Origin of the sequence: Flaviramulus multivorans, from assembly GCF_021728415.1 — a bacterium.
Classification (GTDB): domain Bacteria; phylum Bacteroidota; class Bacteroidia; order Flavobacteriales; family Flavobacteriaceae; genus Sabulilitoribacter; species Sabulilitoribacter multivorans.
Genome location: NZ_JAKKDV010000006.1, coordinates 108,840 through 126,527, shown reverse-complemented (window position 1 = coordinate 126,527; position 17,688 = coordinate 108,840). Strand labels below are relative to the sequence as shown.

Sequence of the window (17,688 nt, the reverse complement as noted above, 5' to 3'; positions counted from 1 at the left end):
AATAGAGTTAAAAACGTGGGAAGTAATTCTGTAGTTTGGGGAATAATTGGTTGCGGAGATGTAGCTGAGGTTAAAAGTGGCCCTGCATTTCAGAAATGCGAGCAATCAGAATTATTTGCAGTAATGCGCAGAAACGGAGATTTAGCAAAAGACTTTGCGAATAGGCATAATGTGCCACATTGGTTTGATGATGCAGATAAATTATTAGAACAACCAGATGTTAATGCTGTATATATTGCCACACCACCATCCACACATTTAAATTATGCATTAAAAGCGTTAAAAGCGGGTAAAGATGTGTATTTAGAAAAACCAATGGTTTTATCTAAAAAAGAAGCGTTACAACTAAAAACAGCTGTAAATAATAGTAATCAAAAACTAGTAGTAGCACATTACCGTAGGTTTTTACCAATGTATATTAAGGTTAAAGAATTACTCGATGCTAACACCATTGGCGAGGTTAAATTTGTAGATTTAAGATTTCTACAACCTTTCGATTTTAATTCAAAAGCAACTTGGAGGTTAGATGAGGATGTCTCAGGAGGTGGTTATTTTCATGATATAGCACCTCACCAATTAGATTTAATGTATCATTTTTTTGGAAACTACACGCAAGCCAAAGGCATTGCGGTAAATCAATCGGGTATTAATAAGGTTGATGATACAGTAAATGGATTAATAAATTTTAAAAGTGGTGTGCAGTTTAGAGGTATGTGGTCGTTCGCAATCCCAAAATATTTAGAAGAAGATTGTTGCACAATTTATGGTGAAGAAGGTACCATAGAGTTGTCGTTTTATAAGGAGCAACTCAAGCTTAAATCAAAGAATACAAATAGAGAATTTAATTTTAAAAACCCTGTAAATATTCAACAACCAATGATCCAAGAAACGGTTAATTATTTCTTAGGAAAACGAAGTAATCCATGTCCTGTTGAAGATGGTGTATTGGTAATAGATATAATGGAAGCATTTACAAAAGATAATTTATAAAATGGAACAAACATGGAGATGGTACGGGCCAAATGATCCTGTAACTTTATCAGATATTAAACAAGCTGGAGCAACAGGAGTTGTTTCTGCTTTACACCATATTCCTAACGGAGAAGTGTGGTCTATAGATGAAATTCAAAAGCGAAAATCAATAATTGAAAAAGCTGGATTAACTTGGAGCGTCGTAGAGAGTATTCCTGTTCATGAGAATATTAAAACGCGTTCAGGACAATTTGAAACCTATATCGAAAGGTATAAACAAAGTATAGAAAATTTAGCAAAATGCGGTGTTAACATAGTTTGCTATAATTTTATGCCAGTTTTAGATTGGACTAGAACCGACTTGGGTTTTGAGGTTGAAGATGGCTCAAAAGCATTGCGTTTTGATGTCATTGCTTTCGCTGCTTTCGAATTATTTTTATTAAAAAGACCAGGGGCAGAAAATAGTTATACCGAAGCACAACAAAAAGCAGCAAAAATTTATTTAGAACAACTTTCTGAGGAAGCTAAAACGCAATTAGTGAACAATATAATTGCTGGTTTACCAGGAGCAGAAGAAGGGTATACATTAGAACAATTTCAGACTATTTTAGATACTTATAAAGATATTGACGCTCAAACACTAAGAGATAATTTAGTGGCATTTTTAAAAGAAATTATACCCATAGCTTCTAAAAACAATGTATTGATGTGTATTCATCCAGACGATCCACCGTATCCTATTCTCGGGTTGCCAAGGGTTGTTAGTACAGAAGCCGATTACGCGTATTTATTTGACAATGTTCCAGACAGAGCTAATGGTATTACTTTTTGTACAGGTTCGTTAGGTGTTAGAGCAGATAATGATTTAGTCAACATATTTAACCGTTTTGCAGATCGCGTACATTTCTTGCATTTAAGAAGTACAAAAAGAGATGCCGATGGTAATTTTTACGAGGCAAACCACTTAGAAGGTGATGTAGATATGTATAGTGTTGTAAAAGCAGTGTTAGTTGAAGAGAAAAGACGTAAAGCAGAAGCTTATTCAGATTTTGCAATTCCAGTAAGACCAGATCATGGACACCAAATGCTAGACGATTTGCATAAAAAAACAAACCCTGGATATTCGGGTATTGGAAGACTACGTGGTTTAGCAGAATTAAGAGGCTTAGAATTTGGATTAAAACAAACGATATAATAATAAAAGCATAAAAACAATGAAAACCTATTACGAAACAAGATATGCATCAAGTCCACAAGGCGTAAAAAGCTATGATACTGAGCAATTAAGAGAGGAGTTTTTAATTGATAATTTAATGCAGGAAGACAAAATTGTATTAGTGTATTCGCATTATGATAGATTTATCTCTGGCAGTGCAGTACCAACTAAGACTGCATTAAAATTAGAAGCTATAGACCCTTTAAAAGCTGAGTATTTTTTAGAAAGAAGGGAATTAGGAATTATTAATATAGGAGCCGCTGGTGCCGTTAATGTTGATGGTGTTGAATATGTTTTAGAACATAGAGAGGCTTTATATGTGGGACAAGGAAATAAAGATGTCACTTTTTCTAGCAAATCTGCCTCAAATCCTGCATTATTTTATATTAATTCTACACCTGCAAACAAAGTATATCCGAATAAAAAAATTGGAATAAACGATGTTGAGGTTATTGAATTAGGCGCTGCTGAAACGGCAAATGCCCGTACTTTAAGAAAGTATATCGTAAACAGTGTTGTTGATGTTTGCCAGCTACAAATGGGAATGACAACTTTAAAATCAGGAAGTTCTTGGAATACCATGCCAGCTCATGTTCACGACAGACGCATGGAAGTTTATTTTTATTTTGAAGTTCCGGAGGATCAAGCTGTATGTCATTTTATGGGACAGCCACAGGAAACACGTCATATCTGGATGGGAAATAATCAAGCTGTAATTTCACCACCTTGGTCAATTCATTCGGGTTCAGGAACAAGTAGTTATTCGTTTATATGGGGAATGGCAGGTGAAAATTTAGACTATGGCGATATGGATGTTGCTAAAATAACCGAATTAAGATAAGTTATGAGTATGTCATTATTTGATGTAAAAGGCAAGAATGCCTTAGTCACAGGAAGTACACACGGTTTAGGAATGGCAATGGCCAGAGGGTTAGGATTAGCTGGAGCTAAAATTATTGTAAACGGCAATTCTTCACAAGAAAAAATCGATATAGCTGTAGCCGAATATAAAAGTGAAGGCATTAATGCCGTTGGCTACAAATTTAATGTTGCTGATGAAGAACAAGTTATTTCTGCTATCTCAAAAATAGAAGCTGAAATAGGACAAATAGATATTTTAATTAACAACGCTGGTATAATTAAAAGAACACCGCTTATTGAAATGGAAGTAGCCGATTTTAAACAGGTAATCGATATTGATTTAGTAAGTCCTTTTATAGTGTCAAAACATGTTGTAAAAGGTATGATTGCTAGAAAAGCTGGTAAAGTTATTAATATCTGTTCTATGATGAGTGAATTAGGTAGAAATAGCGTAGGTGCTTATGCTGCAGCCAAAGGCGGATTAAAAATGCTAACCCAGAATATGGCCACAGAATGGGCAAAACACAATATTCAAGTTAATGGTATTGGCCCAGGATATTTTGCCACATCTCAAACGGTACCAATTCGTGTTGACGGACACCCTTTTAATGATTTTATTATTAATAGAACACCAGCAGCAAAGTGGGGAGACCCAAACGATTTAGCTGGTGCAGCCATATTTTTATCATCAAAAGCTAGCGATTTTGTAAACGGACATATCCTTTATGTTGATGGCGGAATATTAGCAACCATAGGAAAACCATCAAATGAAGATTAATATGAAAAGTCCATTAGTTGCTATATTATTCTTGTATTGTCTTATTGTAAGTTGTAGCCCAAAAACGGGTCAAATTATAACTATAAAAAACAATTTAGATATAGGTCGTAATTTTGAAACTGTAGAAATTAAAAGAGCAGATGTTAAACTCAAAGCTGGGGAAGATTTTGAAAAATTAAGTGTTAAAGATTTAAAGACAAATACGATTTTAGTATCTCAATTTGTAGATGAAGATCAAGATGGAAAAGTTGATATTTTATTATTTCAACCAGAGATTGCAGCTAATTCTGAAAAACAGTTTGAGCTTTTAGAGGTTGAAGCATCATCCAAACCAGAGGTAATAGAATATTGCTATTCTAGGTTTGTGCCAGAACGTACAGATGATTATGCTTGGGAAAATAATAAAGTTGGTTTCAGAACTTTTGGACCTACTGCCCAAAAAATGATTGAGGAAAATGTAAAAGGTGGCACACTGTCTAGCGGAATAGATGCCTGGTTAAAACGAGTAGAATATCCTATAATTAATAAATGGTACAAAAATGCAGAACATGATAAAGGGGCTTATCATAAAGATAATGGGGAAGGACTTGATAATTTTCATGTAGGTGTGAGTCGAGGCATAGGAGGAATTGCCGTAAAAATTGATACAACGTATTACATTTCTAAAAACTTCACAGAATGGAAAACAATTACGACTGGGCCTATAAGAACAAGCTTTGTATTAGAGTATTCCGATTGGGATGCGAATGGAAAAACCATCACGGAAACAAAGCATATCTCATTAGATTATGGAAGTAATTTATCAAGATTCGAAATTGAAATTACTGGTACTGATGCAATTTATACGGGTTTAACACTACACGAGAAAGATGGAATGCCAACACAGAATGAAGCATCAGGATGGATCTCGTATTGGCAACCTCATGATGATTCCGAGCTTGGAACAGCAATAGTAGTTCCAAAAAACAACATGCTTTCAAGTGAATTATTTGATACTCCAGTGAAAGATTGGAGCAATTTATATGCACAAGTAAAAGTAAATAATGGAAGAGCTGTGTATTATGCAGGTTTTGGTTGGAAGAAAGCAAATGAATTTACTACCAAAGAAGCATGGGAAAATTACTTAGAAACTTTTGCACTAAAAATCAATAACCCATTAGTTGTTACAATCAACTAGATTTATTATGAAAACATCAAACTTCATAACTGATAATTTTATTTTACAATCCGAAATTGCTAAAACTTTGTATCATGACTATGCCAAAGATTTACCAATTATAGATTACCATAATCATTTATCACCACAATTAATTGCTGAGGATAAACCTATTAGAAATATTACTGATGCTTGGTTAAATGGCGACCATTACAAGTGGAGGGCTATGCGCGCTAATGGTATTGACGAAATTTACATTACAGGTTCTGCAACTTCAAAGAAAGAAAAGTTTTTAAAATGGGCAGAAACGGTTCCTTATACATTAAGAAACCCCTTGTTTCATTGGACGCACTTAGAGTTAAAACGCTATTTCAACATAGATGATATATTACAACCTAGTTCTGCAGAATCTATATATGAAAGTGCGAATGTTATTTTAGAAAATAAAACACCAGCACAATTACTAGAAGACTTGAAAGTAAAAGTAGTGTGCACTACCGACGACCCAGTGGACGATTTGTTATATCATCAACAGATTGCTAATGGCGATTTTTATACCAAAGTATTACCAACGTTTAGAGCAGATGCGTTGTTTTTTATAAACAAAGAAACATTTTCAAATTATCTGATTAAACTTTCTAAGGCAAGTGCTATAAAAATAAATAGCTTCGATGCATTTTTGGATGCTACTGATAAACGTATAGCATTTTTTAATGAACAAGGTTGTAGATTGTCTGATTTTGGAGTAGGAGAAGAATTAAAAATTGTTGAGGTTTCAAAAGAAGAAGTTGATGCGTTATTTTCTAAGAAGTTATCTGGTGAAGTCCTGGTTAAACATGAAGTAGATCAATTCAGATCTTTTCTTTTTGTTTATTTAGGAAAGAAATATCATGAATTTGATTGGGTACAACAATATCATTTAGGACCAATTCGTAATAACAATAGTAGGTTGTTAAACCAAATTGGACTTGATGCTGGGGTTGATTCTATTGGAGATTTTCCAATGGCTGAGTTTATGTCAAATCTTTTTAATAAACTAGAGTCTACGAATCAACTCGCTAAAACCATTACCTATAATTTAAACCCTTCTCAGAATGAAGTTTTTGCTACTATGATGGGGAATTTTCAAAATTCTGATTATCCAGGAAAAATGCAATGGGGTTCAGGATGGTGGTTTTTAGACCAAAAAGATGGTATGGAAAAGCAATTAAATTGCTTATCTAACATGGGGCTGTTAAGTCGTTTTGTTGGTATGCTTACAGATAGCCGCAGTTTTTTGTCGTTTCCAAGACATGAATATTTCAGACGAATTCTATGCAATCTATTAGCGGAAGATGTAAAACAAGGCCTTATACCAAACGATATAGATTTCTTAGGTAAAATGGTTCAAGATATTTGTTACTACAATGCCAATAATTATTTTGGATTTAAATTGAATTGAAAAAAATATAAGATGAAAAAAATACTTCTAGTGTGTATCATTCTTACAGCCTTTATGTCCTGCAAAAAAGATGGAAAAACCCAAACACTTTATTTGGCACATACCTTACCTCAAACCCATCCAGTTCATAAAGGGATTGTAGAATTTAAAAAAGCGCTTTACGAAAAATCCGGCGGTACTATGGATGTTAAGATTTTTCCTGACGGCCAGTTGGGTTCAGAACGAGAAGTCCTTGAACTTTTGCAAATAGGCAGCGTTGCTATTACTAAAGTTAGTGCAGCAACATTGTCAAACTTCGTGCCCGAATATCATGTGTTAGGGATACCATACTTATTTAGAGATAAAGACCATCAATTTGAAGTGTTAGAAGGCGAAGTAGGGAAATCTATTTTAGAAAAAGGAAGTAAATTTTGGTTAAGAGGATTAGGGTATTACGATGCAGGTAGCCGTAGTTTTTATACGTCAACAAAACCAATTAGAACACCAGACGATCTTAAAGGTTTAAAGATTCGAGTAATGAATAACCAAATGGCAATTAATATGGTGAATGCGTTAGGAGGCTCGGCTACCCCAATGGCATATGGCGAGTTATATACAGCTATACAACAAGGTGTAGTTGATGGTGCTGAAAACAATCCGCCATCATTTGTGTCTTCAAATCACTACGAAGTTAGCAAGTATTATACTTTAGATCAACATTCGTCTGTTCCAGATGTTTTATTAATCGGAACAAAATATTGGGATAAATTAACGGATGAGCAAAAGCAATGGGTTCAAGAAGCTGCAGATGAGTCGTCTCAAGCTCAGAAACAATTTTGGAATGAGTCCGTAGAGGAATCTATGGCTATTGCTAAAAAAGCGGGTGTTGAGATTATTATTCCAGAGAAATCACTGTTTCAAGAAAAATCTAAATCGGTTTTAGAGGCATTTTTGAAAGAACATCCTGAAATGACTGATTTAATAAATAAAATTAAAAACCAATAATTATGAAACTAGCCGATGTTATTTTCAATAAAGCCTGCAGAATCATGGAAATTTTCCTGATATCTATATTTGGTCTATTAGTGGTAGATGTATTAGGGCAAGTATTTTCTCGGTATATATTAAACACATCTTTTGCTTTTACCGAAGAATTAGCAAGATTTTCTTTAATATGGTTATCAATTCTTGGTGCTGCGTATTTAAATGCCAAAAGGGAGCATTTGTCAATGGACTTTCTGTATCAAAAGTTTTCTGTGAAAACCAGAAAAAAGGTTTTGATACTTATTGAAATCTGTATTTTTTTCTTCGCCTTAATAGTTATGGTTATAGGAGGTTTTAACTTAGTCTATACCACACTGCATCTAGAACAATTATCAGGCACTTTACGAATACCTTTAGGCTATATTTATGCTATTATGCCTTTAAGTGGCTTGTTAATTATGTTGTTTTCAATATACCATTTCTCAAAAATTAATACTAATAAAATAATCGACTAAAAATGAGTATTGAAGTAATAAGTATCATCGTTTTATTTGCAAGTTTTTTTATTTTATTAATGTTAAAGGTTCCTGTAGCTTATAGTATTGGTATTTCTACAACTTTAAGTTTATTACTAAATATTGATAAATTACCCGGAATTACAACCATTGCTCAACGAATGACCACGGGTATTGATAGTTTTGCTTTATTGGCTATTCCATTTTTTGTGCTAGCAGGCGAGATTATGAAACGGGGCGGAATTGCAAATCGGTTAATAAACTTTGCAAAATCTTTAGTGGCGAGTCTTCCTGGAGGATTAGCCTATGTTAATGTTTTGGCTTCAATGTTATTTGGGGCCATTTCAGGTTCGGCTATTGCAGCCACTTCTGCCATTGGAAGTATTATGACGGATAGGATGGAAGAAGAAGGGTATCCCCGAGAGTTTAGCGCATCAGTTAATATAACTTCGTCCACTACAGGTTTACTAATACCACCAAGCAATATTCTAATTGTTTATGCTTTGGCTAGTGGCGGTACAGCTTCAGTTGCAGCACTTTTTATTGCTGGATATTTACCGGGAATTTTATTAGGTTTTGCTATCATGGGTTACATTGCTTTTGTAGCTATAACACGTAAATTTGTAAAGGGTAGTCGCACACCAATTTCAATAATATGGACTTATTTTAGAAAAGCATTCTTCAGCCTTTTGTTGTTAGTTATTGTGGTTGGTGGTATTGTGGCTGGGATTTTTACAGCTACAGAAGCTTCTGCTATTGCAGTATTATATGCTGCTGTTTTGGCATTAATTTATGGCGATGTAAGAATTAAAGATTTTCCAGAAATTTTATTAACGAGTGCCAAAACTACTGCGGTGGTAATGTTTTTAATTTGTACTTCTATGGCTATGTCTTGGTTGTTTTCTTTTGAAGGCATACCAGAACTCATAAGTGGGTTTTTACTAGAACAATTCAGTAATAAAATCGTGATATTTTTAGTTATTAATTTGGTGTTATTAATTATTGGAACATTTATGGATATGACTCCGGCAGTTTTAATTTTTACACCTATATTTTTGCCAGTAGTTGTAGCTTTGGGCATGGATCCTGTACATTTTGGAATTGTATTAGTACTTAATTTATGTATTGGTTTGTGCACACCACCAGTAGGTACTATACTTTTTGTTGGTAGTGGTATAGCTAATGTATCGGTGTCTAAAGTTATAAAACCTTTGTTGCCATTTTTACTTATAATGGTGCTTGTCTTACTGTTGATAACCTATATTCCTGAAATTTCAATGTACCTACCAACATTGTTTGATTTGTAAACTTGGGATGTACATCAAAAAAATTTAGGCTATTTTAATAAGTAGCAGAGGGAATCTTTTTTTTACTTTATCAATTTTGAGAGATTTCCTTTTAAATTACGATACTCTACATTCTGTTGTTATTAAAAGCCTAGAGATATTCAGTCAAAAAATAAACTATGCAGTATAGTGCAGGATAGTTATACAATCATTATGTCGTAAAATTGCTAACGTAGCTTTAAGACTATTTTTTATTATAGTTTAGAGTATATAAAAACTATATAAATTCAAAATATATGTTAAAACTAAAACTCAAAATGAAACAACAAATTAAAAACCGATGTTTTGTTTCTGTAATGACATTAGTAGTGATGTTGGTATTTTCCAGTTTTACTGCCACAAATTTACATGCTCAAGAGAGGGTTTCAGGTACTGTTACAGATGCTAACGGTGTGCCTCTGCCTGGGGTTAGTGTAATACAAAAAGGAACTACAAGAGGTGCCTCGACTGATTTTGATGGAAACTATTCACTTGAATTAACTTTAGGAGAAAAAACTTTAGTGTTTTCTTATCTGGGTTTTAAAACAGTAGAAATTGCTATTGCTGATAAAACTACTATCAATGTAAGTCTACAAGATGATGTAGAAAGTCTAGATGAAATAGTTATTGTAGGTTATGGAACTCAGAAGAAAGAGAGTGTTGTGGGGGCCATTACGCAGGTAAAGGGAGAAGAATTAATGGAAAGAGCAGCTGGTATAACCAATGTTGAAGAAGCATTACAAGGAAATTTGCCAGGTGTTACTGCCATACAAGGTAGCGGTGCTCCTGGGGAGGATAATATTAAAATTTTTATTCGTGGTCGAAGTTCATGGAACGGTGATGGCGATCCTCTTGTTCTCGTAGATGGTGTTAAGAGGTCGATGACCGATATAGATATGAACGATATTGAAAATTTATCTGTGCTTAAGGATGCTTCTGCTACGGCTGTTTTTGGTGTTGAAGGAGCTAATGGTGTAATATTGATTACTACCAAGAGAGGGCAAAGAGGGAAAGCAGAGTTGTCTCTAAATGTGAATACAACCATTAAAATGGTTTCACAATTGCCGCAAAAATTGAACTCTTATGATGCTATATTACAGGCAAATAGTGCTATTCTTAGAGAAATAGCAGTTTCTCCTTCGTCATGGGGAGATTATACGCCATTAGCTATTCTTGATAGATACCGTAACCCTGCATCTCTGGAAGAAAGTTATATTTATCCTAATGTTAATTGGGAAGATGAATTGTTGAAAGATTTTGCGCAAGATTATAGAATTAATTTGTCTGTGCGTGGTGGTAATAACACGGCCAAATATTTTGGGAGTTTAGCTTACCAAACAGTAAATGATATTTTTGATGGTGGGAAGTATGATAACGGAAGAGGGTATCTAGGTGAATTCAACTACGAAAGATTTAATTTTAGAACTAATATTGATTTTAATATCACAAGCACCACTGAGTTGTCTGTTAATCTATCTGGTTTCTTAGGTATTAGAGAAAATCCTTCTAGTGTAAGTAATGTTATAAATGGTATTTACCAAATAGCTCCAAGTCTTTACACGCCTGTATATCCAGATGGTTTCTATGGACAATCTATAAATACTGCTTTTATTTTCAATAACCCTATTGTTAATTTGTCGGCCTCAGGATATGAAACTTTTACGAACTTCCAAGTGAATACAGATTTTATACTAAAGCAAAAATTAGACTTTATAACTGAAGGCTTGTCTTTTCAAGGACGATTTTCGTTAGATAATAATATGAGGAGTAGGCAATCTCTAAATGATGGGGGTGTATCATATAGATTTTACGATGGTGATCTAGAGCAGTTCGACATTCCAAATAGTGATACTCGATTTGATTATGTTCAACCACCTTGGACTTTGGGAACTTCTGAGGTTGAGAATGGTCAACGATCGCGACAAATGGTTTATGACTTTTCATTTAATTACAACAAAACTATTGCAGAAAAACATAACCTGACAGCTCTGTTTTTAGTGAGAAGACAGCAGTCTGCTACGGGTAGTCAGTTTCCAAGATATCGTGAAGATTGGGTAGGAAGGGTAACTTATAACTATGATTCAAGATACTTTTTAGATGTAAACGGAGCTTACAATGGGTCTGAACAATTTGGTCCAGGATTTCGTTTCGACTTATTCCCTTCTTTAGCACTAGGATGGACAGTGTCAAACGAAGCCTTTATGGAAAGTGTAGATTGGGTAAATTTGCTCAAATTTAGAGGGTCTTATGGACTTGTTGGAGATGATAATTTTGGAGGTCTAGGCAGATTTCAATATCAAACACAATGGGAAAGTGGAGGATCCGCATATTTAGTGCCAAGCGCATATCAAGGCAATGGAGCATTATCGCCTTATACTTTCTATAGAGAATTGTTAGTAGGAAATCCAAACCTGCAATGGGAGACATCTACAAAGTATAACATAGGTGCTGAGATCTCTTTATTTAATGGTTTATTAACTGGTGAATTTGATTATTTTGCAGAAGATCGTGGTAATATTGTCGTTCTTGGTAACGACCTTAGTGTGCCAAATTTCTATGGAGCAACGCCTCCAGCTCTTAATATAGGTGAAGTTGAGGTAAGAGGTTTTGAGATTGTTCTTGGTGCCAATTATACCTTCGATAACGATATAAATATATTTGGCGATTTTAATTATACGGAAGCTATAGATAAAACCATAGCAAGAGATGATCCATTATTTAGACCTGCTTATCAACAGTTTGCTGGTTATCCAATTGGGCAAGGAAGAACAGCCATTCCCGCAGGGATATTGACAAATTGGGACGATGTTTATATGTCAACACCAACAAATGCAAATCAAAGTTCTACACGTGTAGGTTATTATGATGTTGTTGATTTTGATGGAGATGGTATTTACAATCCTAATTTTGACAACGCACCTTTTGGTTATCCAGAACAACCTCAAAGAAACTGGAGTGCTACTTTGGGGGCCCGCTACAAGGGTTTTAGTATTTCAGCTCAGTTGTATGGAACTCAAAATGCTTCTAGACGCTTTAGCAACAATACGTTTACTCAAACAACACCATTGATTTTTACACAGGATTTAGATTATTGGACCGTAGATACGCCTAACAATATAGATACACAACCAAGTTGGCAAGCTAATGGAGCTACCAATCCTAGAGATAGCTGGTTGGATGGATCATTAACAAGGCTTAAAGCAGTTTCTTTATCTTATGATATACCAAAAAAGACATGTGAAAAGCTTGGGCTGAAGAAACTTCAAGTTTTTGCGAATGGTAATAACCTGTTCTTATGGTCTGATCTACCTGATGATAGAGAGTTTAACACGTCATCTGATGCACAGTCAAGAGGGGATTATCCGACCTTAAAACGATTTAACTTTGGTTTTAACATGAATTTTTAAAAAAAATAAATAATGAAAAACTATAAAATAAATTTATTAATAATCTTAGGACTCGTATTGTCGTTTTCATGCGAGGATTATTTAGATCAGGCACCAGAGTCATCCTTAGACGAAGAAGTGGTTTTTTCAACCTTTAAAAATGCTCAAGGTTTCGTTGAAGAAATGTATGCCTTAGTGGTAGCTTATGAAGTGCAAACGCATACCTTTCAAGATTTTCTTTTGGGCGATGATGGGCATGTTAATAGAGAAGTAAAAATAAGTGGTGATATTGATGCAGGAAACTTCAATGCTGTTATATCAGATAATTTTTCTTACTTTAATAATCACTATAATTCTTTATATGGATCGACAGGGACCAATTCAGCCAATGTCGAAAACCCTAATAATTTTAATAGACAAAGACCGGGGTTATGGGATGGCAGCTTACGTGGTATTCGTAAAGCTAATATTGTAATTAGAAATGTAGAAAGTGCCGAAAATGGAGGATTAGATTTAATGGTAAATGCTACTCAAGAGGAAAAAGATGTTATTCTTGGACAAGCTTATTTTTTTAGAGCATTTTTCCATAATGAGATTATGAAATTCTGGGGGCGTTTTCCATATATTGATAGAGTTTTAATAGATGATTTTAAAATACCACGTCCAGAAACCTATAAAGAAGTTGCTTTACTAGCTAATGAAGACTACAAAAAAGCCATTGAATTATTACCTAATGATTGGGATGAGAAGGCATACGGCCAACTAACATTTGGTGAAAATAAAGGTAGGCTTACTAAAGGAACAGCATATGCTTTTCAAGGTAAAAACTTACTTTTAGCAGCAAGCCCTTTAATGTTTGGAAATAACGGAAGTATAAATACGTATCAATATGATACACAGTTATGTGATATGGCTGTTGATGCTTTTGCAGGGATACTTAAATTAGCAGACCAAGGTTATTATGCATTAGCTTCTTGGGATAATTATGATGAGGTATTTTGGAAATCGCCAACACCTAATGCGTGGCCAGGAGGTACAGAATATATTTTTTCTGCTGGAGGAGGTAATCAAAGTCAAGTCGAAAGATTTATGACATCAGGAGTAAATAGAGAATTACATGGTAGCATATCAGAAAATATCTCTCCTACCCATAATTATATTCATAACAATTTTGGAATGGCTAATGGCCTTTCAATAGAGGATGATCAAAGTGGTCAATACGGAGCTTCAGATTATGACGATACTAAACCTTTTGAAAATCGTGATCCACGCTTTTACAGATGGCATATTATAGATGGTCAAGAGGTAGCTCCAAAAGCAACAGGAGGAAACGCAAACCAAAGATTTGCTCAACTTTGGTATGAAAATGCAGGTAATGCAGGTATACACCGTAGAACTATTTTTGATAATAAAAAATCTACAACAGGGTATATGTGGACAAAATTTTATCCCATAATTGATGGTGAGTATCATAGTATTTGGAATAATATTATAGGACAATATTCTGGTATGCGTATGCATATGAGACTTACAGATGTTTATTTAATGTATGCAGAAGCATTACATGCATCTAAGGGAGCAACTACAGCACCAGCGTCTTATAGCTTAACGGCTGAAGCAGCTATTAATTTATTCCGTAATCGAGCGGGTATTCCTAATGTACATCCTAATATAGTTGCAAATAACAACAAGTTTATGGACGAACTAAGAAGAGAAAGAGCTGTGGAGTTAAGTTATGAAGCACATAGATGGGTTGATATTCGCCGTTGGGGAGTAGCACACGAAGAAAAGTATAGAAGAAAATTAGCCTTAGATTTTCCGCAAGACAGAAGTAGTTTCACTGAAAGACTTCTTGCAGATAGAGTTTGCGAGTTCCCAAAGCACTATTGGTTACCATTTAAAGCTGATCAAACACAAATTTACGAGGGTTTTCCTCAAAATCCTGGATGGTAGTTTTATAAAATTTCGTTTTAATTAATATAAATAAAAAAATGAAGATAAATAAATTATATAGGTTGTTAACTTTAGTGTGCTTTACCTTGTTTTGCTTTTGTAGTATTGCAACAGCGCAAACAAAAGGTGCAGAAGTAAAAGCAACTGTGGTTGATGAGCAGGGCAACCCTTTAAATGGGGTTAATGTTTTTGGCCTTAATGGAAATAAAGCATTTTCGGATGTTAATGGACAGTTTCAAATTAAGTTACTTGGTGATGAGTCTGTTGTAATTGAAAAAAAGGGTTATGAATCGAAGCTCATTATTATGTCTGATTTGATAGGTAATATTATCTTGGAGAAATCACCATTTCTGGCCACTGAAGATGACGAAATTAAGATGGGAGTAGCCACTAAAGATCGTCGTGATATTGTTGGAGCAGTTTCATCAATAAGCACAAGAGACCGTTTAACCTATGACAATACTCAATGGGTAAGAGATTACATTAATGGCCTAACCCCAGGAGTAAGAGGTTCTGATAATATAAGAGGCATAGGCAATGCCATTTTTGTTATTGATGGTGTAATTGGTCGTGACCCTAATATTCTTAATATGGAAGAGGTTGAGCAGATAACGGTGCTTAAAGACGCTAATTCTGTGGCATTATACGGTAGTCAAGCTAGAAATGGTGTTATTGTGATTAACACGAAACGCGGAAAAATAAATAGAAAAGAGATTAATGTTAATGTACGCTCTGGTATTAGTGTGCCTAGGGCTTTGCCTAATTATTTGAGTTCATCGGCATATATGATACTGTTTAATGAAGCTCTGGATAACGATGGTGCAGCAGCAACTGATGGACGAAGGTTTTCAAACCAGAGTATTCAAAATACTATAAGTGGCGTAAATAAGTACTTATACCCAGATGTGGACTTATATTCAAGTGAATATGTACAACCCTTTATTAATACTACAAATGTTATTTCTGAGTTTTCAGGTGGAAATGATAAAAATCAGTATTATGTTAATGTTGGTTGGAATACTAGCGAGGAATGGGTTAATATTAATGATGATATAAATGCAGGAACTAACCGTTTTAATGTAAGAGGTAATATAGATTTTAAAATAAATGATTGGATTACTAGTAGTCTAGATGGTATTGCGGTTATAAGTACAAATAATGCGTCTAGAGCTGATTTGTTGAGCGCGGGTACTACTTTTAAGCCTAATGCTTATTCGCCATTATTACCTATAGATTTAGTAGATACCAGCGACCCTACGGTTGCGGCACAATTGCAAACGGCACGGACGTTTAATGGGTTTCTTTTGGGTTCAACACAAGAGTTCGGTTCAAATGCACCTATAGCCTTGGCTATTGCTGGTGGTTATAAGACTACAGTTTTTCGTTCTACACAGTTTAACAACTCAATCAATTTTGATTTGGATCGGGTAACAAAAGGGTTATCAGCTAGAACCTATATAAGTTTTGATTTTTATGATTCTTATAATTTATCAATAGAGAATCAATTTAAAACTTATGCACCAGGTTGGGAAGGCAATAGAATAACAAATTTTGGCATTAATGATGATGATCCACTTAACCCTATCGCAGATGATTCTGGTATTTTTGGGGAAGACCTAAAAGATCAAACTGAAAATGTTAGTACCAATGGTTTTGTATCTCGATTTGGTCTTTATGGACTGGTAAATTACGATACGACTTTTGCTAAGGATCATTCTTTAAATACAACGTTATTAGGTTTTTATAATTCACAAAAGACGAACGATGTTATTCAAACAGATGTTGATGCTCACTTAGGGTTTCAAATAGCTTATGACTACAAAAAGAAACTATTTTTTGAATTAACCGGAACCTATGTTAATTCGCTAAAACTACCAGAAGGAAATAGAGGTGCTTTATCACCAACTTCGGGTGTGGCGTACATTTTAAGTGAAGAACCTTTTTTGAAGAATAGTAATTTTATTAATTACCTTAAGTTAAAGGCTTCAGGTGGTATTTTAAAGTCTGATCAAGGGATTGATGGTTACTATTTATATGATGTAAACTATTCTGATGGCAGCAATTTTAATTGGGCTGATGGAAATCGTAATCGCAGACAAAATATTTCACAAGGAGAGAATCTTGATTTAACATTTGAAGAGCGTATTGATTTAAACATAGGTTTAGAAAGTTATTTAATGAATTCTCTTTGGTTCGAGTTTAATTATTTTAAATCAGAGCTCGATAAGCAAGTAGTATTTTTGAATGCCCTATACCCGTCTTTTTATGATGACTTCAGACCATATAACAATTTCGATAAAAACTCATATACTGGTTTTGAAATTGGTATGAATTTTAACAAAACCTTTAATGATGTTTCATTAGCTATAGGTGCTAATATTTTGTATAGTCAAACAGAAGCATTAAAACGATCTGAAATAAATGAGTTTGATTACCAAAACAGAGTTGGAAAAGAGCTTTCTACAATTTTTGGTTTAGTTGATCAAGGCTTTTATTCTGAGGCCGATTTTGATGGAGACGGTAATTTAAATGCCGGTTTGCCAGTTCCTCGATTTGGTGCGGTGAAACCAGGTGATATAAAATATACCAATCAAAATGGAGATGATTGGATTGATGACGATGATAGAATTGCTATTGGGCAGACTAGTAGTCCTTGGACTTATGGAGTTAACCTAAATATAAAATATAAAGCGTTTAACCTATTTGTCCTTGGAACGGGACAAACAGGAGGATATGGTAATAAATTAAATGATAATTTTAACGAATATTATTCAGTTGACGGAAATGATAAATATTCTGAGGTTGTTTTAAATCGTTGGACTCCGGAAACTGCCAATACAGCAACGTTTCCTAGGTTGTCAGCTGGTACAAATCAAAACAACTTTAGAGCATCTACATTTTGGTTGTACGATAATAGCTTCTTTTCTATTAATCGTGCTCAGTTAACATATGAATTCGATGATAACATATCTAATAAAATTGGTATGGAAGATTTAAGTTTAAATCTCCAAGGAACTAATCTTTTGGAAATAGCTAAAAATAGAGATGTTCGTCAATTAAGGATTGGTACAACACCACTAACTAGAGCTTTTACTCTAGGGATAAGAGCGTCATTTTAATAT

At 34.4% G+C, this 17,688-nt stretch carries 12 protein-coding genes; all 12 read left to right on the top strand.

Going from position 1 to position 17,688, the window contains the following annotated elements; genetic code table 11:
* Window positions 1-15 precede the first annotated feature (15 nt).
* Window positions 16-990 (top strand): Gfo/Idh/MocA family protein, encoded by a 975-nt coding sequence (locus L3X39_RS14780; RefSeq protein ID WP_237232312.1) that lies wholly within the window; start codon window positions 16-18, stop codon window positions 988-990.
* Between the two features lies 1 nt (window position 991).
* Window positions 992-2,167, top strand: coding sequence for a mannonate dehydratase (gene uxuA, locus L3X39_RS13100; RefSeq protein ID WP_237232311.1), 1,176 nt, complete (start codon window positions 992-994; stop codon window positions 2,165-2,167).
* Between the two features lie 19 nt (window positions 2,168-2,186).
* Window positions 2,187-3,029, top strand: coding sequence for a 5-dehydro-4-deoxy-D-glucuronate isomerase (gene kduI, locus L3X39_RS13095; protein WP_237232310.1), 843 nt, complete (start codon window positions 2,187-2,189; stop codon window positions 3,027-3,029).
* Window positions 3,030-3,032: 3 nt separating this feature from the next.
* Complete coding sequence (locus L3X39_RS13090; RefSeq protein ID WP_237232309.1) at window positions 3,033-3,827, top strand: gluconate 5-dehydrogenase; 795 nt, start codon at window positions 3,033-3,035, stop codon at window positions 3,825-3,827.
* Between the two features lies 1 nt (window position 3,828).
* Window positions 3,829-5,004: a BT3233 family polysaccharide utilization protein gene (locus L3X39_RS13085; RefSeq protein WP_237232308.1), complete on the top strand. Its 1,176-nt coding sequence runs from the start codon at window positions 3,829-3,831 to the stop codon at window positions 5,002-5,004.
* A gap of 7 nt (window positions 5,005-5,011) precedes the next feature.
* Entirely contained in the window at window positions 5,012-6,424 is a 1,413-nt protein-coding gene (gene uxaC, locus L3X39_RS13080) for a glucuronate isomerase (RefSeq protein ID WP_237232307.1), read from the top strand.
* Between the two features lie 12 nt (window positions 6,425-6,436).
* On the top strand, window positions 6,437-7,408 hold the full coding sequence (locus L3X39_RS13075) for a TRAP transporter substrate-binding protein (protein ID WP_237232306.1): 972 nt from the start codon (window positions 6,437-6,439) through the stop codon (window positions 7,406-7,408).
* 2 nt (window positions 7,409-7,410) lie between these two features.
* On the top strand, window positions 7,411-7,902 hold the full coding sequence (locus L3X39_RS13070) for a TRAP transporter small permease (RefSeq protein ID WP_237232305.1): 492 nt from the start codon (window positions 7,411-7,413) through the stop codon (window positions 7,900-7,902).
* 2 nt (window positions 7,903-7,904) lie between these two features.
* Complete coding sequence (locus L3X39_RS13065; protein WP_237232304.1) at window positions 7,905-9,209, top strand: TRAP transporter large permease; 1,305 nt, start codon at window positions 7,905-7,907, stop codon at window positions 9,207-9,209.
* Window positions 9,210-9,505: 296 nt separating this feature from the next.
* Window positions 9,506-12,634 (top strand): SusC/RagA family TonB-linked outer membrane protein, encoded by a 3,129-nt coding sequence (locus tag L3X39_RS13060; RefSeq protein ID WP_237232303.1) that lies wholly within the window; start codon window positions 9,506-9,508, stop codon window positions 12,632-12,634.
* A gap of 12 nt (window positions 12,635-12,646) precedes the next feature.
* Window positions 12,647-14,566 carry a RagB/SusD family nutrient uptake outer membrane protein gene (locus tag L3X39_RS13055; protein WP_237232302.1) on the top strand — a complete coding sequence of 640 codons (1,920 nt, stop codon included), beginning with the start codon at window positions 12,647-12,649 and terminating at the stop codon, window positions 14,564-14,566.
* A gap of 38 nt (window positions 14,567-14,604) precedes the next feature.
* Window positions 14,605-17,685 carry a SusC/RagA family TonB-linked outer membrane protein gene (locus L3X39_RS13050; RefSeq protein WP_237232301.1) on the top strand — a complete coding sequence of 1,027 codons (3,081 nt, stop codon included), beginning with the start codon at window positions 14,605-14,607 and terminating at the stop codon, window positions 17,683-17,685.
* The last annotated feature ends 3 nt before the right edge of the window (window positions 17,686-17,688 follow it).